Origin of the sequence: [Enterobacter] lignolyticus SCF1, assembly GCF_000164865.1 — a bacterium.
GTDB lineage: Bacteria > Pseudomonadota > Gammaproteobacteria > Enterobacterales > Enterobacteriaceae > Enterobacter_B > Enterobacter_B lignolyticus.
The window spans coordinates 2,970,157-2,995,884 of sequence record NC_014618.1; the positions used below are offsets into that span (position 1 = coordinate 2,970,157).

General features: G+C 56.3%; 24 protein-coding genes. 6 read left to right on the forward strand and 18 right to left on the reverse strand.

Annotated elements, in window-relative coordinates:
• Window positions 1-3 precede the first annotated feature (3 nt).
• Window positions 4-1,371 carry an NCS2 family permease gene (locus ENTCL_RS13910; RefSeq protein WP_013366779.1) on the forward strand — a complete coding sequence of 456 codons (1,368 nt, stop codon included), beginning with the start codon at window positions 4-6 and terminating at the stop codon, window positions 1,369-1,371.
• A 44-nt stretch (window positions 1,372-1,415) separates the two neighbouring features.
• On the opposite strand, the gene ENTCL_RS13915 is transcribed toward ENTCL_RS13910, so the two are convergent.
• Window positions 1,416-1,892 (reverse strand): 4Fe-4S dicluster domain-containing protein, encoded by a 477-nt coding sequence (locus ENTCL_RS13915; RefSeq protein ID WP_013366780.1) that lies wholly within the window; start codon window positions 1,890-1,892, stop codon window positions 1,416-1,418.
• Window positions 1,889-3,829: a formate-dependent uric acid utilization protein YgfT gene (ygfT, locus tag ENTCL_RS13920; RefSeq protein WP_013366781.1), complete on the reverse strand. Its 1,941-nt coding sequence runs from the start codon at window positions 3,827-3,829 to the stop codon at window positions 1,889-1,891. The genes ENTCL_RS13915 and ygfT overlap by 4 nt, the downstream gene beginning before the upstream one ends.
• Before the next feature lie 412 nt (window positions 3,830-4,241).
• Here ygfT and ENTCL_RS13925 point away from each other — a divergent pair, with 412 nt between their 5' ends.
• Together ENTCL_RS13925 and ENTCL_RS13930 are read left to right on the forward strand one after the other, a co-directional pair.
• A complete protein-coding gene (locus ENTCL_RS13925) occupies window positions 4,242-5,690 on the forward strand; it encodes a nucleobase:cation symporter-2 family protein (RefSeq protein WP_013366782.1) in 1,449 nt (482 codons plus the stop codon).
• Between the two features lie 389 nt (window positions 5,691-6,079).
• Complete coding sequence (locus tag ENTCL_RS13930; protein ID WP_013366783.1) at window positions 6,080-7,453, forward strand: sensor domain-containing diguanylate cyclase; 1,374 nt, start codon at window positions 6,080-6,082, stop codon at window positions 7,451-7,453.
• 2 nt (window positions 7,454-7,455) lie between these two features.
• Here the strand turns inward: ENTCL_RS13930 and ENTCL_RS13935 are convergent, their stop codons facing one another.
• The 11 genes from ENTCL_RS13935 to ENTCL_RS13985 all read right to left on the reverse strand — a co-directional run bounded on the left by ENTCL_RS13935 (window position 7,456) and on the right by ENTCL_RS13985 (window position 20,146).
• Window positions 7,456-8,481 carry an ABC transporter ATP-binding protein gene (locus ENTCL_RS13935; protein ID WP_013366784.1) on the reverse strand — a complete coding sequence of 342 codons (1,026 nt, stop codon included), beginning with the start codon at window positions 8,479-8,481 and terminating at the stop codon, window positions 7,456-7,458.
• Window position 8,482: 1 nt separating this feature from the next.
• Window positions 8,483-10,057 (reverse strand): ABC transporter permease, encoded by a 1,575-nt coding sequence (locus tag ENTCL_RS13940; protein WP_013366785.1) that lies wholly within the window; start codon window positions 10,055-10,057, stop codon window positions 8,483-8,485.
• 24 nt (window positions 10,058-10,081) lie between these two features.
• Complete coding sequence (locus ENTCL_RS13945; protein ID WP_013366786.1) at window positions 10,082-11,098, reverse strand: iron ABC transporter substrate-binding protein; 1,017 nt, start codon at window positions 11,096-11,098, stop codon at window positions 10,082-10,084.
• A gap of 228 nt (window positions 11,099-11,326) precedes the next feature.
• Window positions 11,327-12,067 (reverse strand): anti-sigma factor family protein, encoded by a 741-nt coding sequence (locus ENTCL_RS13950; protein ID WP_013366787.1) that lies wholly within the window; start codon window positions 12,065-12,067, stop codon window positions 11,327-11,329.
• Window positions 12,064-12,549: an RNA polymerase sigma factor gene (locus ENTCL_RS23750; RefSeq protein WP_420805070.1), complete on the reverse strand. Its 486-nt coding sequence runs from the start codon at window positions 12,547-12,549 to the stop codon at window positions 12,064-12,066. Before ENTCL_RS23750 ends, ENTCL_RS13950 begins: the two co-directional genes overlap by 4 nt.
• Before the next feature lie 42 nt (window positions 12,550-12,591).
• Window positions 12,592-13,125 carry a tetratricopeptide repeat protein gene (locus ENTCL_RS23755; RefSeq protein WP_013366789.1) on the reverse strand — a complete coding sequence of 178 codons (534 nt, stop codon included), beginning with the start codon at window positions 13,123-13,125 and terminating at the stop codon, window positions 12,592-12,594.
• Between the two features lie 395 nt (window positions 13,126-13,520).
• On the reverse strand, window positions 13,521-14,486 hold the full coding sequence (locus ENTCL_RS13965; RefSeq protein ID WP_013366790.1) for a PDR/VanB family oxidoreductase: 966 nt from the start codon (window positions 14,484-14,486) through the stop codon (window positions 13,521-13,523).
• 61 nt (window positions 14,487-14,547) lie between these two features.
• Window positions 14,548-15,996, reverse strand: coding sequence for an NAD-dependent succinate-semialdehyde dehydrogenase (locus tag ENTCL_RS13970; protein WP_013366791.1), 1,449 nt, complete (start codon window positions 15,994-15,996; stop codon window positions 14,548-14,550).
• A gap of 18 nt (window positions 15,997-16,014) precedes the next feature.
• A complete protein-coding gene (yeaW, locus tag ENTCL_RS13975) occupies window positions 16,015-17,139 on the reverse strand; it encodes a carnitine monooxygenase, oxygenase subunit YeaW (protein ID WP_013366792.1) in 1,125 nt (374 codons plus the stop codon).
• A 50-nt stretch (window positions 17,140-17,189) separates the two neighbouring features.
• Entirely contained in the window at window positions 17,190-18,800 is a 1,611-nt protein-coding gene (locus ENTCL_RS13980; RefSeq protein ID WP_013366793.1) for a BCCT family transporter, read from the reverse strand.
• Window positions 18,801-19,060: 260 nt separating this feature from the next.
• Window positions 19,061-20,146 carry a tartrate dehydrogenase gene (locus ENTCL_RS13985; protein ID WP_013366794.1) on the reverse strand — a complete coding sequence of 362 codons (1,086 nt, stop codon included), beginning with the start codon at window positions 20,144-20,146 and terminating at the stop codon, window positions 19,061-19,063.
• Between the two features lie 103 nt (window positions 20,147-20,249).
• Here ENTCL_RS13985 and ENTCL_RS13990 point away from each other — a divergent pair, with 103 nt between their 5' ends.
• On the forward strand, window positions 20,250-21,167 hold the full coding sequence (locus ENTCL_RS13990; RefSeq protein WP_013366795.1) for a LysR substrate-binding domain-containing protein: 918 nt from the start codon (window positions 20,250-20,252) through the stop codon (window positions 21,165-21,167).
• A gap of 133 nt (window positions 21,168-21,300) precedes the next feature.
• Window positions 21,301-21,933, forward strand: coding sequence for a hypothetical protein (locus ENTCL_RS22430; RefSeq protein WP_013366796.1), 633 nt, complete (start codon window positions 21,301-21,303; stop codon window positions 21,931-21,933).
• Here ENTCL_RS22430 and ENTCL_RS14000 read toward each other — a convergent pair whose 3' ends face one another.
• The 3 genes from ENTCL_RS14000 to ENTCL_RS14010 all read right to left on the reverse strand — a co-directional run bounded on the left by ENTCL_RS14000 (window position 21,934) and on the right by ENTCL_RS14010 (window position 23,433).
• Entirely contained in the window at window positions 21,934-22,128 is a 195-nt protein-coding gene (locus ENTCL_RS14000; protein ID WP_013366797.1) for a ribbon-helix-helix domain-containing protein, read from the reverse strand.
• A gap of 76 nt (window positions 22,129-22,204) precedes the next feature.
• Window positions 22,205-22,981: a spermidine synthase gene (locus ENTCL_RS14005; protein WP_013366798.1), complete on the reverse strand. Its 777-nt coding sequence runs from the start codon at window positions 22,979-22,981 to the stop codon at window positions 22,205-22,207.
• Between the two features lie 11 nt (window positions 22,982-22,992).
• The gene (locus ENTCL_RS14010) at window positions 22,993-23,433 is read right to left on the reverse strand and encodes an ApeP family dehydratase (RefSeq protein ID WP_013366799.1); all 441 of its coding nucleotides are present in this window, start codon (window positions 23,431-23,433) and stop codon (window positions 22,993-22,995) included.
• A gap of 195 nt (window positions 23,434-23,628) precedes the next feature.
• Between ENTCL_RS14010 and ENTCL_RS14015 the strand changes: the two genes are divergently transcribed.
• Window positions 23,629-24,318 (forward strand): VIT1/CCC1 transporter family protein, encoded by a 690-nt coding sequence (locus ENTCL_RS14015; RefSeq protein WP_013366800.1) that lies wholly within the window; start codon window positions 23,629-23,631, stop codon window positions 24,316-24,318.
• Between the two features lie 53 nt (window positions 24,319-24,371).
• Here the strand turns inward: ENTCL_RS14015 and ENTCL_RS14020 are convergent, their stop codons facing one another.
• Window positions 24,372-25,469, reverse strand: coding sequence for an alkene reductase (locus ENTCL_RS14020; RefSeq protein WP_013366801.1), 1,098 nt, complete (start codon window positions 25,467-25,469; stop codon window positions 24,372-24,374).
• 11 nt (window positions 25,470-25,480) lie between these two features.
• Window positions 25,481-25,693 (reverse strand): YdgH/BhsA/McbA-like domain containing protein, encoded by a 213-nt coding sequence (locus ENTCL_RS14025; RefSeq protein ID WP_013366802.1) that lies wholly within the window; start codon window positions 25,691-25,693, stop codon window positions 25,481-25,483.
• Window positions 25,694-25,728: the final 35 nt, after the last annotated feature.

Here is a 25,728-nt window from a genome sequence, read left to right on the forward strand (position 1 = left end):
ACAATGGCAGACGATTCGCTACACACACCAAAAGCCGCGCAGCCGCGCGGCGCACTCGACGGCTTTTTTAAAATCTCCGAGCGCGGTAGCTCCACGCGCCAGGAAATTCTCGCCGGATTAACCACCTTCCTGGCGATGGTCTATTCGGTCATCGTTGTGCCGGGCATGCTCGGCAAAGCCGGCTTTCCGCCGGGGGCCGTATTTGTCGCCACCTGCCTGGTGGCCGGGTTTGGCTCGCTGCTGATGGGCCTGTGGGCCAATCTGCCGATGGCCATCGGCTGCGCGATTTCGCTCACCGCCTTTACCGCGTTTAGCCTGGTGCTGGGCCAGCATATTTCGATCCCGGTGGCGCTGGGCGCTGTATTCCTGATGGGGGTTATCTTTACCGCCATCTCGGTCACCGGCATTCGTTCGTGGATCCTGCGCAACCTGCCGATGGGGATAGCCCACGGCACCGGGATCGGCATTGGCCTGTTTTTGCTGCTGATCGCCGCCAACGGCGTCGGGCTGGTTATCAAAAACCCGCTGGAAGGGCTGCCGGTAGCGCTGGGGGCATTCACCTCCTTCCCGGTGATCATGAGCCTGCTGGGCCTGGCGATGATCTTCGGTCTTGAGAAGAGCAAAATCCCGGGCGGTATTCTGCTGGTCATTATCGGGATTTCCATCATCGGTTTGATTTTTGACCCAACGGTGAAATTTCACGGGCTGGTCGCAATGCCGAGCCTCGCCGGGGAGGACGGTAAATCGCTGATCTTCAGCCTCGATATAATGGGTGCGATGCAGCCCTACGTCCTGCCAAGCGTTCTGGCGCTGGTGATGACGGCGGTGTTCGACGCCACGGGCACCATCCGCGCGGTCGCCGGACAGGCTAACCTGCTCGATAAGGACAACCAAATCATCAACGGCGGCAAGGCGCTTACCAGCGACTCGGTAAGCTCCATTTTCTCCGGTCTGGTTGGCGCGGCGCCTGCCGCGGTGTATATCGAATCGGCAGCCGGGACGGCGGCGGGCGGTAAGACCGGCCTGACCGCGGTCGTGGTCGGCGTGCTGTTCCTGCTGGTGCTGTTTCTGTCCCCGCTCTCCTATCTGATCCCCGGCTATGCAACGGCCCCGGCGCTGATGTATGTCGGGCTCCTGATGCTGAGCAACGTGTCGAAACTGGACTTCAACGACTTTATCGACGCGATGTCGGGGCTGGTATGCGCGGTCTTTATCGTGCTGACCTGCAACATCGTTACCGGGATTATGCTGGGTTTCGTCACCCTGGTGGTGGGCCGCGTTTTCGCCCGGGAGTGGCATAAGCTCAATATCGGCACCGTCGCGATTGCCGTGGTGCTGGTCGCTTTCTATGCGGGGGGATGGGCAATTTAAGAGCATCAATCCTCTCCCCGACGGGGAGAGGATTGATGGATGAGTCAGAGTCTTAACAACGACGTGCTGGCGACAGCGCGCTGTTTTTGCAACGCAGTCAGCATTTCATCGGTCATTTTCTGCAGGGCGGAGGTCGGACAAACCTCCACGCAGGCCGGGCCCTGTTCCCGCTGGCTGCACAAGTCGCATTTCACAATCACCGGCGCGCTCGCCGTCGGCATTTCAATCGTGATAACCCCGAACGGGCAGGCCACCACGCAGCTCTGACAGCCGATGCAGCGGGCGGAGTCCGCCTCCACCCGCTCCTCGCCCATCGTCAGTGCTCTGACGGGACAGGCCGCCACGCACGGCGCATTTTCGCACTGATGGCACATCACCGGCACGCTAAGGCTGTCGAGGCGCAGCACCTTCAGACGCGGGTAAAACTGCGCGACGTCATCGGTATGCGCCAGCGCGCAGGCGACCTCACAGGTTCGACAGCCAATGCAGTCCTGTGAACTGGCAACGATAAAACTCGTCATAGCCCCTCCTTCTTCTCAAACTGCGCCAGCATATCGCGCGCCGCCTGGCGACCGGCTACCATCGCGGTGACCACCAGATCGGCGCCGGTTACCGCATCGCCGCCGGCGAAGATCTTGTCATGGCTGGTTTGCGTTGCGCCGCGCCCTTCGCCGCCGGTACGAATTTGTCCCCAGCGATCAAGCTGGACGCCCTGCCCGCGCAGCCACGGCATCTCATGCGACTGGAAGCCGAACGCCATTACCAGCACATCGGCCGGCAGTTCAAACTCCGAACCGGGGACAGGACGCGGGCGTCGGCGGCCATCCGGCCCAGGCTCGCCCATCTCGGTACGCATCAGCCCCACGGCGCTGACCTGCCCCTTGCGATTGCGGGAAATATACTGCGGCTGGACGTTAAACAGAAACTCGACGCCCTCCTCCCGGGCGTTGACCACCTCTTTCTTCGACCCCGGCATGCTGAGCTCGTCGCGGCGATAGGCGCAGGTAACGCTTTGGGCGCCGCGGCGAATCGCGGTGCGCAGGCAGTCCATCGCCGTATCCCCGCCGCCCAGCACCACCACCCGCTTACCGCTAAGCTCGGTCAGCGGATACTCCGGGCTCTCTGCCAGCCCCATCACCTCACGGGTGCTGGCGATCAGGAACGGCAGCGCCTGAATAACGCCTGGCGCCTCTTCGCCCTCAAGCCCGGCCGACATCAGGCCATAGGTGCCGACGCCGAGAAACACCGCGTCGTAGTCTGCGACCAGGGAATCGAACGCCACATCGCGGCCAACCTCCTGGTTCAGGTGAAACTGGATCCCCATTTCGCTGAAAATCTCCCGTCTGGCGCTGAGTACGGTTTTATCCAGCTTGAAGGGGGGAATACCGAAGGTTAACAGCCCGCCAATTTCCGGATGCCTGTCGAAAACGTCGACCTTAACGCCCGCGCGGGCCAGAATATCCGCGCAGCCCAGCCCTGCCGGACCGGCGCCAATCACGGCGACCCGTTCCGCGCGAGAGACGACGTCAGGCGCACGGGGCCGCCAGCCCATCGACAGCGCGGTATCGGTGATATAGCGCTCAAGATTGCCGATCGCCACCGCGCCATTGCGGCTTTTCATTGTGCAGGCGCCTTCGCACAGACGATCCTGCGGACACACCCGGCCGCAAATTTCCGGCAGCGAGCTGCTCTGGTTGCACAGCTCCGCCGCTTCGATAATTTTTCCTTCATTCGCCAGACGGATAAAATCCGGAATGTGGTTATGCAGCGGGCAGGTCCAGTTACACCAGGCCTTTTGCGCACAGTAGAGGCAGCGGCTACTTTCAAACTCGGCCGCCTGCGGATCAAGCCCGTAGTAGATCTCCTGGAAATGCCCTTTTCGCACCTCGGCCGGCAACTTTTCTGCCCCTTTGCGCGGCGCTTTATCGAGCAGCGTCTCGCGCCGCGAGCGCGGACCGGCCTGCAGCAGCTGGCCCTGCGCGGCGCGAATTTGTCGTTCGCGCTGCAGCTGGCGCAGTCCGTCATCATCCATCAGCCGCAGCGCCCGGGTCGGGCAATTCGCCACGCAGGCGGGTTTGCCGGTGACGTGCTCGCGACACAGATCGCATTTTTGCGCGAGCGCTGGCGCATCTTCGCTCCCGGCAACCATCTCAATGGCGCCGAAGGGACAGGCTATCGCGCAGTTCTTACAACCGATGCACAGCGTCTGATTCAGCTGAACGCTGTTGTCATCAAAACGCAGGGCATGCGTCGGGCAGGAGGCCACGCAGGGAGCATCATTGCAGTGGCGGCAGGTCGCGGCATTGCTGGCATCGCGACCCAAAACGACATGAATGCGCGGCGTGAAATCCCGGCGATTCTGCGGCCAGGCGTCCTGATGATGCGCGCTAACGCAGGCGACTTCGCAGGCATGGCAGCCAATACACTCCATTGCATCAGCAACAATAAATTTGTTCATAGGCTTCCCTTTTTGTTATCAGTTCGACAAAGGGTCGCGATGCAATAATCAGGCGCTTTTCTCTTCCACCCCGCAGGCTGAGTTCATTTTTGCGAGGTTCCTCAAAAAACTGTCTCCACCGTTGCACTGGCGCGTTGATAAAAAAAACGGCTGAATCATCTCGCGATTCAGAATGATTAAATCCCTCTCAATATGAGAAATCATACACCCAGCTGAAACGACTTTTCCTTTGTTCATTAAGCGCATAGTGCAAATTTTTGTGATAATCGCCGCATTTCAGTCACTTTCCTGCCCTGGCGCTCAAAACTGGCATTCCCTAAGCATAGATATGCTGGTCATTTTCACACCATCGTTCAGCCCTTTGACCAGCAGGTCCCCAAGGCCATGCTGTTGGGTAACAAGGAGAAACGTTATGAGCGCCATTGATTCTCAGCCACCATCGGTCTCTGGCAGCCCCCACACAACAGATGAGGTGGATCGCGTTTTATCACCGGGAAAGCTGGTTATTCTGGGGTTGCAACATGTTCTGGTTATGTACGCAGGCGCCGTCGCCGTGCCGTTGATGATTGGCGATCGCTTAGGACTCAGTAAGGAAACGGTCGCGCTGCTGATAAGCTCCGATCTGTTTTGCTGCGGCGTGGTGACGCTGCTGCAGTGCATCGGCGTCGGCCGCTTTATGGGGATCCGACTGCCGGTCATCATGTCCGTCACCTTCGCCGCCGTTACGCCGATGCTGGCTATCGGGATGAATCCCAACATCGGCCTGATGGGGATTTTTGGCGCCACTATCGCCGCAGGCTGCATCACTACGCTGCTGGCGCCGCTGATTGGCCGCCTGATGCCGCTGTTTCCGCCGCTGGTCACCGGCGTGGTTATCACCTCCATCGGCCTGAGCATTATTCAGGTGGGTATTGACTGGGCGGCCGGGGGCAAAGGCAATCCGCAATACGGCAGCCCGGTCTACCTCGGCATCTCTTTTGCCGTACTGCTGTTCATCCTGCTGGTGACGCGTTTTGCGAAAGGTTTTATGTCCAACGTGGCGGTGCTGCTGGGCATTGTTTTCGGATTCGTGCTGTCGATGATGATGAATGAAGTGAATCTCTCCGGCCTGCACGACGCCAAATGGTTTGCCATCGTCACGCCGATGGCGCTGGGCACGCCGGTTTTCGACCCGATCTCCATTCTCACCATGACGGCGGTGCTGATCATCGTCTTTATTGAATCCATGGGGATGTTTCTGGCGCTCGGTGAAATCGTCGGACGTAAACTTGCGCCGCAGGACATCATTCGCGGCCTGCGCGTCGACGGCGTCGGCACGATGTTCGGCGGCCTGTTCAACAGCTTTCCGCACACCTCATTTTCGCAAAACGTGGGGCTGGTCAGCGTCACTCGGGTATACAGCCGCTGGGTCTGCGTCGCCTCTGGCGTTATTTTAATCCTGTTCGGTATGGTGCCGAAAATGGCGGTGCTGGTGGCCTCGATTCCCCAGTTTGTGCTGGGCGGCGCGGGGCTGGTGATGTTTGGGATGGTGCTCGCCACCGGTATCCGCATCCTCGCGCGCATTAACTACACCACCAATCGCTATAACCTGTATATCGTGGCCATCAGCCTCGGTGTGGGCATGACGCCAACCCTATCGCACGACTTTTTCTCCCAGTTCCCTGCGGTCCTGCAGCCCTTGCTGCACAGCGGAATTATGCTCGCCACCTTCAGCGCCGTCATGCTCAACCTGTTTTTCAACGGTTATCAGAAGCATACCGGCCTGATCCCGGACGATCCGAAAACCAGCCGCCGTTCGCCGCGCACGATGCGTATGTGGCTGTTGATGCGTAAGGTAAAGGAGAGCCAGCGCGAGGAGTAGTTTTGTGGGCCTGCGAAAATAATGCTCAGCTCCGCTTCGTGGAGCTGGGCTAAGTTGCAACTTGCGACATAAGGAAACCGTGATGCTTATACGTATTGTCTTTGCCGCGCTCCTGTTAGCACTGATGTTGCTTCCCTGCGTACAACACACGATTCAAGTAGGGATTGGCTGTCGGTTTTCAGCTTTATGTTTTTTAAAGGATAAACGACTATTTCCAACCACTCAAAATATATAAAAACATCATGTAAATGCATTGCAGTTATATATATAACACTACTTTTATTTATATTTCGGTTTTCACTACCTGACCATTCGCCAATTATTCATTGTCGATAGTATATATCTGTGATATCTATACAACATCTGCATTTTTAATCGACAATCATATTATGCACCCTTTATTTTTAAGTAAGAACTGTTTGCTCTCTCTTTGCGTCAGTTTAATTTCATTGATGGCCGCGAGCACGCTCATTATATATGATGACATAAATATCACTATCATTCCACAGTCAACCTATCAGATAGTTATTGTCGCGCTTTTTTTTATTGATGCCATTGCAGCCATCTTCATGTTTACGCAATACATTTGCAATAAGAAGCATTACGATATCTTGCTCCTTGGCTTTGCTTTTCTGAGTGGATTGCTGTACTTCGCGGAAACAATCGCGGTTATCCAAAAACCGCTGGAAACCTGTACTACGATTGAAAGCAAATCCAACGACATTGCTATATTTTATTTGTTTCGTCAATTGAGCTTTCTTTTTTTGTTACTTCTTTCTTTGTTTATCCACACCCCAGGGCATAAAACAAACAAAAATAGAAAACTCCTCCTCTTGTTACTGTCGCTGTTCCCATTACTCATATTCCCGATATTATCCCATAACCTCAGCAGCTATAACCCGGAAATGGCGATAACCATTACTTACTACCACACAGGGTCAAAATCGCAAATGTGGGTAATGGGGTATGTCTATCTGTTGCTGGCGCTATGGGCATTGTGCTTACTCTTAATTATTTATAGAACTAAACTTCATGATGATATGTGGCGCAGTATCACAGTATTATGCCTCTCGGGTTTTTGCTGCAACTTACTGTTGATTGCATTATTGCGTTACGACCTCTCGATCTGGTATATTTGCCGCATGCTGGAAGCCATCAGTAAAATGTGCATTATCACTACCTTGATGTATAGCATTTTCCATACCCTGAACAATATCAGTGAAAAAGCCTTTCACGACCCACTTACCGCAATCTATAACCGTCGATTTTTCTTCACTGAGTTTGATCGATTTTTGCAGGAGTGGAATTTTACCCCCTACTGCGCCATGATCGTCGATATCGATCGTTTTAAACGGATTAATGACAGATACGGCCACGAGGTGGGGGATAAAACACTCATCGCCGTTGCCAGGATCATTGCCGACACGCTACGCAATGAAGACCTGTTCGCCAGAATTGGCGGCGAGGAATTCGGTATTCTGTCGCAAAACATCAATAATAGAGAGATGGCAAAGAATATCGCCGAAAAAATCCGAATAAATATTGAAAGAAACACCAGCATAGATGGGTATTACAACCTCCCTGAATCCATGACGGTTTGTATCGGGGTATACTTCTCCACGCCGATAAAACACACCTCATCAGAAGCGATGCGCCTGGCCGATATTGCATTATATCAAGCCAAAAACTCGGGAAGAAATAAGGTCATTGTTTATGAACCATCGTTTGACGCTCCTCCACCAGCTCGCGGGGAGGAGCACTAAACTCAGCGAAACACCCGTGCCGTTCCTGCCACAGCAATACGCACCGGCGTACCGGCCATCCAGCCAGGCTGGCTGGTGGTTTTCAACATCATAGGCTCTTCCTGCCCAGGGATTTTCAGGGTCAGCGTCGACAGGTGCCCGGCAAAATCCACATCGGCAATGGTAATGCCGCTCTCATGGCGCTGGCATGGCGTAATGAGCAATTGCTCCGGACGCAGCATCACCCGCCCCTGCCCGGCCGCCTGTGGGTTATCCGTCGGCACTTCGCCGAGGGTACAACTCGCCCTGCCCGCCGTCAGCTGCGCAGGCAGCACCAGGGCATCGCCGAGAAACAGCGCGGTCGCTTCATCAACCGGCTGCGAGTAGACCTCAAACGGCGTACCGACCTGGGTAAAGCGCCCCTGGCGCATCACCGCCACCTGGCTTGCGAAAGAGAGCGCTTCGTTCTGATCGTGCGTCACCAGAATCGACGCCACCCCGGCCTCGGCCAGCAAATCGGCCGTGGCTTTACGCGTTGCTGCGCGAAGCCCGGTATCCAGCGCGGAAAAGGGTTCATCCAGCAGCATCAGCGAAGGCTGCTGCGCCAGCGCGCGGGCCAGCGCCACGCGCTGCTGCTGCCCGCCGGAAATTTCGTGGGGCCAGTGGCGGGCAAGCTGGCCGTTCAGCGAGACCATCTCCATCAGCGCGGCCACCCGGCGGCGCTTCTCCTGGCGCGTGCCCTCCAGCCCCCAGGCGATGTTGTCCTCAACGTTCAGATGGGGAAAGAGCGCCCCTTCCTGCGGCACAAAACCAATGCCACGCTGGTGCGCAGGGACAAACACCGCCTCGTCAAACAGGGTTCTCCCCTGCATGACGATACGCCCGGCATCCGGTGTTTCGAAACCGGCCAGAATACGCAGCAGCGTCGTTTTACCCGAGCCGGACGGCCCGACGATGGCGGTACGGCTGCCCGGCGCCACCGTCAGGTTCAGCTCGTTCAGCACCCGGACATCGGCAAAGGTTTTAGAGACAGATGACAATTCAAGCATGTTACAGACCTGCGATTTTCTTCGACTGCATGTAGAGGATCCCGGTCAACGGCAGCGAGATGAGGATCATCAGCACCGCGTAAGGCGCGGCGGCGACATAATCGATCTCGCTGGTTAACGCCCAGAAACCGGTTGAAAGCGTACGGGTGCCAAGCGGCGACAGCAGCAGCGTTGCGGTCAGCTCGTTGCTCACGCCGAGAAATACCAGCGCCGCGCCCGCCGCCGCGCCGGGCGCCGCAAGACGCATCGTGACGCTCCACAGCGCCTTCGTCGGCGTACTTCCCAGGCTGCGCGCCACGTTTTCGAGCTCAACCGGCGCCTGGGCAATACCGGCGCGCAGGTTGATCAGCGCCCGCGGCATAAACATCAGCAGGTAAGCCAGAAAGAGGGTGACTTCGGTCTGGTAAATCGGTCGCGCATAGTGGATGGTCACCGTGACCAGCGCCAGCGCGGTAACAATGCCTGGCAGCGAGCTGGTGATGTAATTGCATCCTTCCAGCAGGCGAAAGACGCGACGCGGGTAGCGCACGCCGAGCCAGGCAATAGGGATCCCACAGGCGGTGGTCAGGATAGCGCCTCCGGCGCCCAGCATCAGGGTCTGGCGCAGCGACTGCCAGAGATCGGCATGCATCCAGTTTTCGACGCCGCCAAGCCACAGCCAGCGGCCCAGCACCGCCAGCGGCACGCCGAGAGCCAGCACCACCAGAGCAGCCAGCAGAAGCAGCCCGAGCAGCATAGCGCCAGCGCCGAGCGGCCAGCGCTTTTGCTCACGCGCCGCCCCGGAGCCAATGCGCGCATAGCGCGCTTTTCCCCGCGTCCCCCCTTCCAGCAGCAGGATAGCCAGGCAGCACAGCGCAAGCACGCCGGCCAGCATATTGGCCGCCGGTCCGCTAAAGGTGGACTGAAACTGGTCATAAATCGCGGTGGTAAAGGTATCGAAGCGGATCATGACGTACAGGCCATATTCCGCCAGCAGATGCAGCGCCACCAGCAGCGCGCCGCCCCAAATAGCCAGCTTCAGCTGCGGCAGCACGACGCGGAAAAACACCGCCCACGGCGGTGTGCCCAGCGACGCCGCCACATCTTCGAGCGTCGGGTCAAGACGCCGCAGCACCGCGGCTACCGGCATATAAATAAAGGGATAATAAGCGAGGATAGAGATAAAAACGCCGGCGGAAAGGCCGTGCATCGACGGCGCCACGCTTATCCAGGCGTAGCTTTGCACAAACGCCGGGATCGCCAGCGGCGCAACCGCCAAAGCGGACCACCAGCGGCGTCCTGGCAGCGCCGTCCGCTCGGTCAGCCAGGCGATAGCAACACCCAGCATCACGCAAAGCGGCACCGTGAGCGCGGTCAACCACAGCGTGTTGCTGAGCAGCTCAGCAACACGCGGGCGAAAGACGAGCACCTTGATCGTCTCCCAGCCGGTCTCAATGCCAACAGAGATGACAAACCCCAATGGCAATAGCGCCAATACTGAAAACAGAACTGCTAACGCCACCATCGGCAGCGCGGGACGCCGGCGGGCAGGCTGTCGCCCCGCATTTCTCCCGAGGGTGAGACTCAGACCAGACATAAGGTATTCACTTCACGTAAAGGATCACAGCAGGCCTGCTTGCGTCATCAGCTCGATGACCTTTTTACTGTTCAGCGCAGAAGGTTCAACCTTCGGCGCATCGAGATCCTTCAGCGGCACCAGCTGCGGGTTAGAGGCCGCATTAACGCCAATAGCATATTCGAAGGCGTTGTTGGTGCGCAACTCATCCTGGCCCTGTTTGCCGGTAATCCACTTGATAAAGGCCTGTGCCTGCTCTTTATGCTTGCTGGATGCCAGAACGCCGCCGCCGGAAAGGCTGACAAATGCGCCCGGATCCTGATGTTTGAAGTAGTACAGTCGGGTGTTTTTGCTGTTTTCACCCGTTTTGGCCTGATCGACAAAACGGTAGTAGTGGTAAATGACGCCGGCATCAATCTGGCCTGCGTTCACCGCTTTCATGACCGTACTGTTGCCTTTATACGCCGTAAAGTTGGTTTTCATGGCTTTTAACCACTCCAGCGTGGCCTTTTCGCCTTTCAGCTCAAGCATAGCGCTGACGATAGCCTGGAAATCCGCCCCTGACGGCGATGCGGCCCAGCGGCCTTTCCACTCCGGCTTCGCCAGATCCATCAGTGATTTCGGCAGCTGCGCTTCGCTCAGCTTTTCCGGGTTATAGACAAAGACGGTGCTGCGGGCGGCAATACCAATCCAGCGGCCATGCTCAGGGCGATATTCAGCAGGAACCTGCTTGAGGGTGGCTTCATCCAGCGGTGCAAACAGTTTGGCGTTATCCACCAGCACCATCGACGGCGAGTTTTCCGTCAGGAAGACGTCGGCCGGAGAGGCGGACCCTTCCTGTACCAGCTGGTTGCCCAGCTCGCTGTCGCCGCCGTTGCGCAGCGTCACCTTAATCCCGGTCTCTTTGGTAAAACCGTCGACCCAGGATTTCACCAGGTTTTCATGCTGCGCGTTGTAAACCACGATGCCTTCACTGCTGTCTGCCGCCAACGCCTGTGGCGCAAGAAAAAGAGATGAAGTCACTAGAGCTATTGAACAATAAGCGGATAAGCGAAAATTCATGAACAAATCCTTAATAAACATGAGTAAAAAACAACAGAATGCATGGCCGCTAAGGATTAAATCACAGAGAAATGGTAATGATAATAAAAACAGTTTCCATTAATCGATAAAAGTGAAATATGCCAGTAAGATGGCATTATGCGCCATAAAAGTCCGCCAATCGGCAAATGTTTAATGAAAGATTAAAACAACCTTAAGAAAAGTGACATTTAGTCAGCGCCGTCAGCGTCAGCCGCTCATATGCCGCTGCAGGACGGCGGCGAGATCGCGCATTTGCGCTTCAGGATTGTGCCCAATGACCATGAACTGATGGCTTGCACTCGCCCAGTAGACGATATTCATCCCCAGCCGCCGCTCGCTCCCGGCGGCGATGCGGCGCTCACGATTGCGCGTAATGCACAGCGCCAGCGGCCCGGCCTGCGGATAAAGCCAGGTAATTTGCGCGATGTACTGCTCGTCATAGGCAAGCAGCCGCGCGTTTTTGAGTATTGCGGGAGGGAGGGTAAGCGCATCAATGGAAAGCGGCAGACCCAGCTGCTGCCCGGTCATCTTTACCTGGGTTTCCAGCGATGCGCGGGACGGCGTTTCTGCCAGGGTTTCAGGGGTATAAAGCGCCATATAGCGCGCCACCAGGTCGCGCCAGCTCTCCTCTTCGCGCGTGGCCCGTATCAGCAGCCTGTCGCCCGCGACGCCCAGCGCCAGAAAACCCACCGCCGCTGCAATCAGATGGCGGCGGGACAGTGAGAATACGGGAGCTGCAGGCGGCAACAGGCGCCCGACGGGCGCGACGTTAAGCAGCGGCTCGAACGCCGCTTTGAAGGGCAGCGAGCTTTGCTCAAACAGCGCAAGGCGCTGCGCCAGTTCGGCGTCCTCGGCCAGGCGGGTCTCCAGCTCGCGACGCTGCGTCGGGTCAAGTTCATTATCGAGCCAGGCCACCAGCAGCTCATCCGATCCCACGGGAAGCGTCATGATCTTTCTCCTTTTCGCGGCGGCGCTTCCGGCTGCAGCGCGCTATCCCGGGCAAGCGTCAGACGCGCTGTCGCTAAACGACTCATCACCGTACCCACAGGGACATCGAGCACGGCGGCGGCCTCACGGTAGGATAGCTCTTCCACATACACCAGAAATACGGCGTTACGCTGCGCTTCCGGCAGGCGGTTAACGCGTCTTATCACCTCGTTCGACCACACCGGATCTTCGCTATTGCCTGCCCCGCTCAGCTCGTCGACATCGACAAAGCCCTGCCCGCGGCGAATCAGCTGCGCGCGTACCTCGTTGAGCCAGACAGAGTGCAGGATGGAAAAAAGCCAGCTGTCCATCCTGCTCCCGGCGGTAAACTGCGCCGCACGCTCAAGCGCCCGCACGCAGGTCGCCTGAACTAAATCGTCTGCAATATCCCGCCGGTGGGAAAGCACCAGTCCGTAGCGCCACAGGCGGGGGAGATATTGCACAATCTCGCGACGTACCGCTTCGCTGCTGATTTTTGCCTCCTGTCAGGATTCAGGATGACCCTCAATGGCGGCCGACAGGTCACGGTACTCTTCACAGCCGGTGCCGCATAAGGTTTTGATGACGGCAAGCTGCTCACGGGCCAGATCGGGACGATTTTTCACCATATATGCCTCGCCGAGATACTCACGCACTTTCGGATAGTGAGGATCAAGCGCGACTGATTTTAAATAATAGCTTATCCCTTCGTCGGTGCGCCCCAGCTTGCGGGTCGCATAGCCGCGATAGTTCAGCGCCTCGGCGGTATTCGGATCCTTAAGCGTATTGAGCATGTCCAGCGCCTCCTGATAGCGCCCTGCTTTTGCCAGCGCGTAGGCGTATTCGGTACGGGACTTATCGTCAATCATCCCGCCTTTATCCACCATGCAGGTCTTGGTCTTCGAATCATAGATTTGCCCTTTCGGGCAGGTCGGCGGCGTGGGTTCGTTATTACTGCCGCCCATCGCCTGGGCGTAGCCGGAAAACAGAACAACGCCGGTAATAACAACGGGAAGTAAACGGGTGACAATGCGGTTCATGGTAACGCCCTCGTGATGTTCGGTATGGAGTAAACACCTGGAGGGGAGGATTTATTCGGTTGTTTTTTTTAATGACGCGGAGAAAGTGGATACCTGGAGGATAAAAGCCAATCGCAGTAAACGATATTCATTTAATTTTCCCGAAACATTTTAGCTACCCACCTTACTATTAGCATGATAATTTATTTTATGGGGGAGCCAATGTCAGTCCTCCCTCTGACAAACAGCAGTTATCTGATTATTTGCCCCGACTATCCCTGTATGCGGGGCTTTTTTTGTGTGCTTTTTCTTTCCCGTCGGTAATGTAGTGACACGCGCTCTGCCACTACACGTTCGGCGTATCGACAGGGGGCCAGGCTGACGGAGCGCAATCCGCCATCTCCTGACCATCTGATTTACAGATCCAGCACCAGCCGTTTGCTTTTCGCCCGGGAGCAGCATATCAACATGCTTTTCTGGCTGTTTTGCTCCTCAATGCTGAAATATTGATCGCGGTGATCGGCTTCACCTTCCAGAATGGTTGTTTCGCAGGTACCGCATACGCCTTCCCGGCATAAGCATTCGACCTTCGCGGCCTTATTGTTCTCAATAATCTGCAGGATGGTTTTATCTTCCGGCACAATGAACTCGCGACCAGAGCGAGACAGCACCAGCGTAAACTCGGCGCCGCCTTTATTTTCAATCGCAAATTGTTCAAAGTGAAGTTGCTCATCGGCTATGCCCATACGCCCGGCCGCGGTTTTCACCGCATCGTTCAGGGCCGCCGGGCCGCAGGTGTAAATATGCGTACCGGGCTCAACGTCGGCCAGAAGCCGGGCTAAATCCAGACGAGTCCCCTGCTCCGACACATAGAAGTTGATGCGATCGCGCCACGGGCCGGCAATAAGTTCGTCCTGAAACGCATTATTTTCCTGGTGGTGGAAACAGTAGTGCAGCGCCCAGTTCCCCTGAGCGCGCTCTAACTCCGGAAGATAGGATAAGAATGGCGTAATACCGATCCCCCCTGCGATAAGCAGATGTTTCGCTGCCTGCGGGGAAATCGCAAAAAGATTATTTGGCGCAGAAATGGTGAGCGTGTCGCCGGGCTGCACATGATGGTGCATAAAACGCGAGCCGCCTTTTGAATCTTCTTCAAGACGAACCGCGATTTGATAAACCGAAGTATCGAAAGGGGAACTCATTAACGAATACGCGTTACTGTAGCGCTGTTCACCATTTTGCATCTGCACAATAATGTGGCTGCCGCCGCGAAATGGCGGTAGCGGTTGGTTATCTTTGCGGGCAAACGTAAAGCGTTTCACCAGCGGTGTGATTATCTCTATATTGCGGACAACCACCTCAATCATTTGATAATCAGACATGACTCAACTCCATCAATAAATTCCCGGCGAGACGTTAACGTCTCGCCGGGAAGCGTTCTGTTTACAGCCCCTGGCAGAGGTATTTCATTTCCAGGTAGTCTTCGATACCGTGTTCAGAGCCTTCACGCCCCAGCCCCGATTGCTTCACGCCGCCAAAAGGTGCCACTTCATTCGAGATAAGACCGGTGTTGATCCCGACCATACCGTACTCAAGCTGTTCGCTCACTCGCCAGATCCGTGCCGCGTCGTTGCTGTAGAAATAGGACGCCAGGCCGTAAATAGTGTCATTGGCCTGCTCGATCACCGTCTGTTCATCACGAAACCTCACCAGCGCCGCCACAGGACCAAAAATCTCCTCCTGCAGCAGCTGCGAGCCAGGCTGAACGTCGCCGATGACCGTCGGCGTAAACAGATTGCCGCCCAGAGCATGGATCTGTCCGCCGCTTAGCAACCTGGCGCCGCGCGAAAGCGCATCATCCAGCAGCGACTGGACCTTATGGACGGCAGCGGCATTAATCAGCGGCCCAATCTGCACGCCGGGCGTCGCGCCGTCCCCGACTTTCAGCGCCTCGACCCGCGCCACAAATTTCGCGCAGAAGGCCTCGTAAACGGCGTCGTGAATATAAAAACGGTTCACGCAAACGCAGGTCTGCCCCGCATTACGAAACTTGGCGACGAGAGCGCCTTCAACCGCCTTATCGATATCGGCATCTTCAAAGACGATGAATGGCGCATTGCCTCCCAGCTCCAGCGAGACCTTTTTAATGGAGTCGGAGCACTGGCACATCAGCACGCGCCCGACCTCCGTAGAGCCGGTAAAGGAGAGCTTGCGAACACGCTCATCGCGGGTCAGTACGGCGCCTATCTCCCGCGACTGTCCGGTTATCACATTGATTACGCCTGCCGGTATCCCCGCCTGAATCGCCAGTTCCGCCAACGCCAGAGCGGTATACGGCGTTTCATTCGCCGGTTTGATAACCATGGTACAGCCGGCCGCCAGCGCGGGCCCCACTTTACGGGTGATCATCGCCGCCGGGAAGTTCCACGGCGTAATCGCCGCGCAGACGCCAACCCCCTGACGAATGACCAGCAGCCGCTTGTCGGCGGCGGGCGAAGGGATCACCTCGCCGTTGACGCGCTTGCCCTGCTCGGCAAACCATTCGATAAACGAGGCGGCGTAAGCGATTTCGCCTTCGGCCTCCGCCAGCGGTTTTCCCTGTTCGGCCGTCATGAGCTGCACCAGAGCCGCTTTATTTTCGAGGATCAGGCGATGCCAGGCTTTTAACAATTCAGCGCGCTGCGCCGCCGTCTTTGCCCGCCAGGCCGGAAGCGCCCGGGATGCCGCATCAACCGCCAGGCTGGCTTCATGTTGCCCCATATTGGGAACCTGCCCAAGCCGATGACCCGATGCCGGGTTTGTCACCGCCAGCGTGGAACGATCGCTGGCATCCTGCCATTGACCGTCAATTAACGCCTGCTGGCGGAAGAGAGATGATGTAAATACGGACATTATCCAGCTCCTTTGTGATTATTCCTGGAATACCTGGGCCACCAGATTATGGAAATGCGCGATACCATGTTCCGAAATACCGCTTCCGCTCTTGTCGGCCATAATGCGCCCCTGACCGCGATAGCCGCGGGATTTCAGCCCTTTTTGCACGCTTTCCACCAGATTCAAATCCTCCGGGCGGAACACATTGCGGTACCACTCAATCAAGGATTTTTGATCTTCGGTCAGCTCTTCATTGGTAAAGTAAATATCGTAATGCTGCAGCGTGGTTTCCGCATCGACGGGGAATTCGTAGATAACGGTCATCATGCCTTTCAGCGGGGTGACGTTAAACATGGTGCAAGGCCACATCCAGAAACCGTGGAAGGACGACTCTTCGCCATCTTCAAACTTAAACGACTGCTCGGAAGGTTTGGCGTAACCGAACTGCAGCGTCCATTTACCGTGCATCGTATGCCAGTAGCGATCCACCTGAACGGAATCCGCAAAGCCGGGGTGCGCCGGTCCGCAGTGGTAGCATTCCATATAGTTATCAACGATATTTTTCCAGTTAGCGGGGGTCCTGGTAATAAAGCGCGCCGCCAGCTTCAGGTCATGAACCTCCGGGCGAGCTTCCAGCAATTTAGCCTCCAGCCCCGGTAGCTGCTCCTCCACGCTGCCTGCATGCGGATCCATATTGATGAAGACAAAACCGGCATACTCTTCCAGACGTAATGGCGTCAAATTCGCCTTATCTTTATCAAAGTTTTCCACGTTTTCGCAGTTTCGCGCGTGCGCGAGGGAGCCGTCCAGCTTGAAGGCCCAGGCATGGTAGGGACAGGTGATCACGTTTTTCGCAGACCCTTCCCCCGTTAGCAGCTGATGTCCACGGTGCGGGCAGACGTTATAGAAAGCGCGCAGCACATTGTCGCGGCCGCGAACGATCACGATGTTTTCTCCGATAATTTCGCGGGTGATGTAGTCATTCGGTTTGGCCAGCTCGCTGCCATGCGCAACGCAGATCCAGCTTTTAGCAAAAACGGCGTCTTTCTCGTGCTCAAACACCTGCGGGTCGGTATAAAAACGGGCGGGAATGGTCCATGCATCCTGCGGGTTTGCACAAAAATCAGCAGGGAGAGTGAATTCAGGGCTCAGATTGCTCATAGTCGTACCTTTAATCATTATTAGTGATGTCGTGTTTTGTTAACTGACGCTCAGTTATTGCTTTCAAGTACTTGTTTGGTCGCGGTTTCAGGCTCCGACAGCGAACCGTTTACCGATAAATCAAGCTCATGACTTTCAATTTTCCAGGCCGGGACGTGGGCGTAATCCTGTTTTAACCAGCGCATAAAGCCAAACGTCTTCACCAGCAAAATCACGAGGAACGGCAGCGCTGTCAGTATTACCGTCGTTTTCATCGTTCCCAACGACGCGCCGGTAAACAAAATCGACAGCGGGATAAGCGTAATGACCACACACCAGAAGAGGCGCAGACTGCGTTCAGGATCCTCGCCTTCCGCCAGGTTGCGAGTACTGGTGGCCGCCATCGTGTAGGCAACGGCATCCATGTGTGAGGCGAGAAAAATAATCATGATGAACAGATATGCCACCATGAACAGTTTTCCAGCGGGTAAGGACATCAGCACCTGCTGCACGGCGGTTTCCCCGCCCAGCTTCTCCATGACCTGAGGAACATTAATCGCGCCATCAATAAACTGATGCATGGCATAACTTTCCATCACGCCAAAGAAAAACCAGCAACCGACGGTACTCCCAAGCAGCAGCGCCCAAATCACTTCCTTGATTTTGCGACCGCGGGAAACGCGAGTTACAAACATCGCTACGCCCGGGGTATACGAGATCCACCACAGCCAGTAAAACACGGTCCATCCGCGCGGGAACGAACCATCGCCCTGCGGATCGGTGAACAGGCTCATTTCCAGGAAATTCTGCGTCGCAATACCGACCGAATGCACAATGTTGTTGGTGATGAACTCGGTAGGGCCGACAATCAGCACCACCAGAGGGAACAGGAACGCCCCCCAGCCGACCATTTTGCTCAGCCGCTGCAGGCCATTATTGATACCGATCCACGAGCTCAGGCAAAAAATACAGCCGGAAAGCAGGATCACGCCGGCTTCTACCGTGAAGTTATCCGGCAGGCCGGTCAGCGCCGATAAGCCGCGTGTGAACGTCGCGGCGGTCACGACCAACGAAATGGTCAGCGCGCCGACGGTCGCTATCAGGAAAATCAAATCGACCAGGCGTCCCCAGACACCCTGCGGATGAACGCCGGTGATCGCGCCAATAATACCTGACAGGCTTAACCCTTTGTTTTTCCGCACATGGAAATGATAAGCCATGATCAGAGAGGCCAGCGTATAGGTCGCCCATGCGCTAACGCCCCAGTGGAAGAAGGAGTAGGGAATACTGTATTCCAGCGCCTTTTGCGAATGAGGAGCGATATTCAGACCCGGCGTCTGATAATAGTAGGCCCATTCAGCAACCCCCCAGTACAGCGTGGAGGAACCCAGCCCGGCGCAGATAAACATGAATAACCAGGATAATGTGCTGTATTCAACCCGCCCCTCGCCGAGACGGATATTGCCGTATTTGCTGGTCGCGAGATAGATAACCAGGCCCAGCGCCAGCAGTACCAGGACCTGGACCGTTGAACCGAGCATCCGGGTAACACCGTCAAAAATAGCATTTGCAGCCTGGGCCGATTGCCCCGGGAAAAGACTTAATGCCGCCGCGATAAAAAGAATCGCCACCAGGCTTATGGTGATTAGCGGCACATCCTTCTTTTTTACATTGCTCATCATGTGTGTTCTCCTGGACATCAGCATCCTTTTATGGCTGAGGCCCGTCGTTTCATTGCGTTGTAGGGTAGGTGTTCCATCACGCTTTTTGTTTACACACAGACAGTATTTATCGGTAACAAAAACCACACAATTGACCAATTTGAAAAATAATAAAACACAGATTGGAAACAATAAAAGGTGAGATTGCGCATGTTTATTTACATATAAAGACAACAAAAAGCCGCATCTGTGACGCGGCTCGTTTTGTTACGCAAGAGGGGTTAACGCAAGATGGCGCGGCAGATGGCCTCTCCCACCTGCTGCGTAGAGGCATGCCCCTTCATGTCAGGCGTTTTTGGCCCATGGGCAATCACGTCCTCTATCGCGGACAGGATCCCATCATGTGCGGCCTTATAACGCTCATCCCCCGCGCCCAGGAAATCCAGCATCATCGCCCCGGCCCAGATGGTGGCAACGGGATTCGCGATATTCTTACCGTAGATATCCGGCGCCGACCCATGAACCGGTTCAAAGAGCGACGGGAAAGTGCGCTCAGGGTTTAAATTGGCCGATGGCGCAATCCCTATCGTCCCCGTACAGGCCGGTCCCAAATCGGAGAGGATATCGCCAAACAGGTTCGATGCGACCACCACATCAAAGCGTTCTGGCTGTAAGACAAAACGGGCGCACAGGACGTCAATATGCTGTTTATCCCAGCGTATTTCCGGATAATGCCGCGCCATTTCCTCAACCCGCTCATCCCAGTAAGGCATGCTGATCGCCAGACCATTGGACTTGGTGGCGGACGTCAGCACTTTGCGTGGCCGACTCTGCGCCAGCTCAAACGCATAGCGCAGAATACGGTCGACGCCGCGTCGGGTAAACACGGACTCCTGGATAACCAGCTCGTGCTCCGTACCCGCATTGACCCGCCCGCCGAGCGCCGAATATTCTCCCTCGGTGTTTTCACGAACCACATAGAAATCGATGTCTCCGGCCGTTTTTCCCGCCAGCGGGCAGGGAACGCCGGGAAACAGGCGCACCGGGCGCAGGTTGACATACTGCTCGAACTCACGGCGGAATTTTAGCAGCGACCCCCACAGCGAAACGTGGTCGGGTACCGTATCCGGCCAGCCTACGGCACCAAAATAGATCGCATCATAATCTTTTAGCCGATCCCGCCAGTCGTCTGGCATCATTTTCCCGTGGTGCTGGTAATACTCACAGCTTGCCCATTCAATCTGGTCAAAGCTCAGGGTCAATCCCCAGCGTTCTGCCGCGGTCTGCAGCACTCGGATCCCTTCCGGAAGCACTTCTTTACCAATACCATCTCCCGGAATTGCAGCGATACGGAACATTTTTTTCATACCAGCTCTCACTTATAGGTAGCGGAAATTGACATCCCCCTTATCCTATAATTGATTTATTCATATTTAATGCCGCTTACTGGTAATTCATAAAACACAAATCATGAATAATCTGCCGCTACTGAACGATCTACGCGTATTTATGCTGGTTGCCCGTCGGGCAGGTTTCGCCGTTGTCGCGGAAGAGCTCGGCGTGTCTCCCGCCTTTGTCAGTAAACGTATCTCTTTGCTGGAAGAGATGCTGAATGTCGTGCTGCTTCACCGAACGACCCGCCGGGTGACGATCACCGAAGAAGGCGAGCGTATCTATGAATGGGCGCAAAGTATTCTGCAGGACGTTGACCAGATGATCGATGAGCTCTCCAATCAGCGTCAGGTCACGCAAGGAACGCTGCGTATCATCAGCAGCATGGGGTTCGGGCGGCGAATCGTGGCGCCCGCCCTGTCGGCGCTGTCACGCCAGTATCCGCAGCTGGAGCTCCGTTTTGACGTTGAGGATCGTATTATTGACCTGGTCAATGAAGGCGTTGATTTGGATATCCGGGTTGGCGACGAGATTGCCCCTAATCTGATCGCCCGCAAGCTGGCGGATAACCACCGGATTTTGTGCGCCTCGGCAGATTTTTTGGCAAAGCACGGTACGCCCAAACAGCTGAGCGACCTTCCCGTCCTGCCTTGCCTGGTTATCAAAGAGCGCGATCACCCTTTCGGCGTGTGGCAGCTGCACTCCAGAGAGGGCGTACATTCCATCAAAGTGACCGGCCCCCTGTCCTCTAATCACGGCGAGATTGTGCACCAGTGGTGTCTGGACGGACAGGGCGTAGCGCTGCGTTCATGGTGGGATGTGAGCGAAAATATCGCCAGTGGGCATTTGATTCATATCTTACCGGAGTACTACCAACCCGCGAACATATGGGCGGTGTATGTATCCAGACTCGCCACCTCGGCCAAAATTCGCACGACCGTCGAGTTTTTACGGCAGTATTTTCAGGAGCATTACCCGCAGCCGCAAACAGCATAGACCGGCGTAGCCCGAGTGGCCCAGGCTCACGACTTTATTACCGGGTTTGGTGAGCACAATGACGCTCTCTTGCAGAAAACCAGCGTACACTTAAACACATACCGCTAACGCATTTCTTTTCCCTGGAGTTCTTATGCGCGCCGCCCTTCTCCTTCCCCTGCTGGTCTTTGGCCTTGCAGGCTGCAGCAGCAACAACAGCTCCTCGGTTGGCGTCGGCGTTGGCGCCAGTACGGGCTCCGGGGGTTACTATGGCGTTCATTACGGGAGCTACCCGTGGTGGTATGACGACTATTTCGTCTACTGGGGCAGCTATTACCCCTGGTGCTGCGATAATCCGGAAGATTTCGATGAGCTTATCAACAAGTGGTGGAACGGACTCGATGAGCAGCGTCAGCAGGAGATTAAAGAGAAATATCAAAACTGGAACGCGGGCAATGGCCAGGCGGACGTGTCTAAGCTGCGCGGCGATCTTGCCACCCACTGGAACGCAATGACGCCGGAACAGAAACAGACGCTGCGTAATAACCAGCAGAACCGGCCCAGCATCAGTAACCCCGATCGCTCCCCTCGCCTGCCGCTGGATGATAAGTCAGTGACCCCGCTCAGCAGAGAAAACCGCCCGCTGCCCCCGTCGCCGTTCTCCCGGGACAATGCGGGCGTACAGGAAAGGCCTCATCTGCCAGGTTCGCTGGCAACGCCCAACAGACCGAACGTGCAGCCGCGGGCCAACCACATCCGCAGACCCCCCGTCATGCGCCGACGCTAATCAGGGGTTACGGATAATGGGATTATCCTTCTGAGTCTGCGTGTCATACTCCACATTGTGCTGCTGAAGGTAATCCCGAATCAGCTGCCGGACCACCTGTGAAGGCGTCACATCCTGTTGACGACACAGCGTTTCAAAGGCCTCTTTCTTATGCGGATCTATCAGCAGTGTCAGTCGCGCGGTTTTCTTTTCCATACGGTTCTCGCCCTGGCATGTTAATCTGATGATAATACCATAGACGCGAGCGTCGGATGGAAATTACTGGCTGGCGCTACAGGCGATCCAGCCGCTTTATCAGGATCCGGACGTGTGCATCATCGTTGTATTTTAGCGCAACCCGTTGACGGAGCTCTTCAATATTTCGCCCGCGGCAGGTGGCGTAAATCACCACATTGCCTCCCGTCGTCACGCAAAACAGCACCTCGCTGAATACCCGGTATAACGCCTGGTACAGCTTGCTGTCCCGAGCGGGTATCGTCAGATAGTTGATGACCAGCCAGCCGCCATCGCAAAGCTGCGCGCGACAGTGGGCAAGAAAGGCTTCGATCCCCTGAATCGGGTCCATCTCCCAGGCCAGATACAGATCGGCGAAAACCAGTGGATACCGGCGGCCGGTCTCCCGCGCCAGAAAACTCACCGCATCTTCCGGGAAATAGCGGATAGCGTCCGTCTCCGGCAGGGTAAACCATTCCCGGGCAATGCGGATCACCGCCGGGCGCAGCTCAACAACATCCACCGGCATTGCGCAGTCCATGGCATGCAGAGCGCGTACCAGCCCGCCGCCACCCAGACCCAGGACAAGGGCCGAGGAAGGTTCGCACCAGCACGCCGCCATCAGCATGGCCCAGGTATACTGATGTACGGGAACCTGAGGGGAGCGCAGGTTAACTTTGCTCTGCTCAAAGAGGTCATCAAAGCGCAGGATCCGAAACTGCCGGTATCCCCCGACGGTGATTTCGCCCCATGCATCCTCGGTCCGGTACAGCACCTTTTCCTCACGGTAGATTCCCGAAAGGCTCTTCAGCAACGCATCAGTCTGTGTGTCCATGATTACCGCTTTTACTTCTCAGAATTCAGAATGGCGCATGAAAATGTGGCCCGGCACAGGCATTGCCCCTGCAGGAGGGCTTCACCGGACAAAAAGACCAGCTCGCCGCGCCGGCGAATGATTCGCACCGTCAACAGCAGCCGGTCTCCCGGACGCGCCGCTCCCCGAAATCGCGCCCGGCGAATCCCGGTCAGCATGCCGCTCATATCCCCGGTACCGGCATTCTGCTGCCGTGCGACAAGCAGGCCGCCGGCCTGGGCCAGCGCTTCAGGCAACAGGACGGAAGGAAAAACGAAAGATACGCCGTCGCTGAACATCTCATCAGAAACGGTAACGCACTTCAGCGCCCGCAGCTGTCCCCGCGCGTGCTCTTCCGGCGTGGAGATAACCCGGTCAATAAACAGAAACGGGTGACGGTGAGGCAGCATGGGGCCTTCAGAATGCTCTGTCATGTCAGGTGGCCGGGGATAGTGTTAAAAAAAGTATCATAACATGGTAATACAATGTGCATGAAATGCGAATAGTACAAACATGGCGGGGAGAAAGTCCCGCTCAGGGGCAGACGCTGCCCATGAAGCCTCTCAAGGACAGCGGTTATTTCGCGGTGCTATAGTGTTCACAACAGCGGCAGAATGGATAACAGAACCATGCATCGGGAACGACACACGATTGGCAGGGTGGGATGGCTCAGGGCCGCGGTGCTTGGCGCGAACGATGGCATCGTTTCAACGGCCAGTCTTGTCCTCGGCGTCGCATCGGCAAATACGTCATCCTCAGGGGTATTACTGGCAGGGTGCGCCGGGCTGGTTGCTGGCGCGATGTCGATGGCGACAGGAGAATATGTCTCCGTTTCATCGCAAGCAGACACGGAAAAGGCCGCGCTGGCGCAGGAAAAAAAAGAGCTGGCGACGGACTATGACGGTGAAGTAGCAGAACTGACGTCGATATATATACAACGAGGTCTTGAACCTGCCCTTGCCCGCCGGGTCGCGGAGCAGCTTATGGCGCAGGATGCCCTGGACGCTCACGCCCGGGAAGAGCTGGGGCTGTCGGATATAAATTCGGCGCGGCCTCTTCAGGCTGCGATTTTTTCGGCGCTCAGTTTTTCTGCCGGTGCGGTTTTACCCGTCGTTGTCGCCTGGTTAAGCCCCGTCGAGCTGGTTTTACCTTTCATCATCCTGTCCACGCTTTTTTCCCTGGCTATCCTGGGCTATATCTCATCGGCGGCGAGCAAAGCGCCGGCGCTAAAGGCCATCATCAGGATCACCTTCTGGAGCTCAATGGCGATGGCGTTATCGATGGGAGTCGGTTCCCTCGCCGGTCATGTGCTGGTCTGATAAGCGCAAAGCCGGTACAGGCGCTATCACGCCTGTACCGGAACTCTTATGGGTTATGCGGTCGGATAATCCACATACCCTTCTTTCCCACCGCCGAAGAACTGCCCGGCGATCGGCGCATTCAGGGGGATGTCGTTCGCCAGACGGTGCGGGAGATCCGGGTTGGCAATGAACGGACGACCAAAACCAATCAGATCCGCCCAGCCGTTTGCCAGCGCCTCTTCTGCACGCGCCCGGGTGTATTTTCCGGAGTAAATCAGCGCGCCGTGGAAAATAATACGCAGCGCCTCTTTAAATGCGGCAGGCATTACCGGCGCATCTTCCCAGTCGGCTTCGGCAATGTGGATATAAGCGATGCCAATCTCGTTCAACACGCAGGCGGCGGCCAGGTAGGTCGCTTCCGGGGTGTCGTCTTTCGACCCCATCAGCGTGGTGAGCGGCGCCAGGCGAATCCCTACGCGCTCTTTACCAATTGCCGCAGAGACGGCTTCCACCACCTCCTTCATAAAGCGCAGGCGGTTCTGTAGCGCGCCGCCGTACTCGTCGTCTCGCAGATTGGCCTGGGAATCAATAAACTGGTTGATCAGATAGCCGTTTGCGCCATGGAGTTCGATACCGTCAAAACCGGCCTCGATGGCATTACGGGCCGCCTGCGCATAGTCGTTCACAATAGCGGGGATCTCTTCAACCGTCAGCGCACGCGGCATAGAGTGTTGCACCATCGCGCCCACCCCGCTTTGCGGACCCCGTCCTTCAACGTCGACAAACACTTTCACGCCGTCAACCTGAATGGCGGAGGAAGATACCGGCGCGGCCCCCTCCGGCTGCAGTACGGTGTGCGATACGCGACCCACATGCCACAGCTGGGCGAAGATTTTCCCGCCCGCCTTATGCACCGCGTCGGTTACTTTTTTCCAGCCCGCGATTTGCGCATCAGAGTACATACCCGGCGTCCAGGCATAGCCCTGACCCTGGCGGCTTATCTGGGTGCCCTCGCTGATGATAAGCCCAGCGCTGGCGCGCTGCGCGTAATACTCCGCCATCATCTCAGTAGCCACATCGCCTTCCCCGGCACGAGAGCGCGTCATCGGAGGCATGACGATACGGTTTTGTAACCGCAGATTATTCAGCGCGTAGTTTTCAAATAACATGGCATCCTTCCTTATTTATACAGCTCAGCGCTCATCGTGACGGTGTTGCCCATATGCGCACTGGTAATTTTGTATTCAGAGGCGTGCATCTCTTTGGCTTTTTTTGCAATTGCCGCTTCGGCGGTATCAAGGGTAGAGCCTGTGGCCGTCACGCTCTGGGCATACGCGCCAGATGCGATAACGGATAAAAGGGAAGCAGCAATTAGTGTGGTCATAGTTTTCATGGTTGTATCCTGGATTTGTTGAAATCGTAATGTCC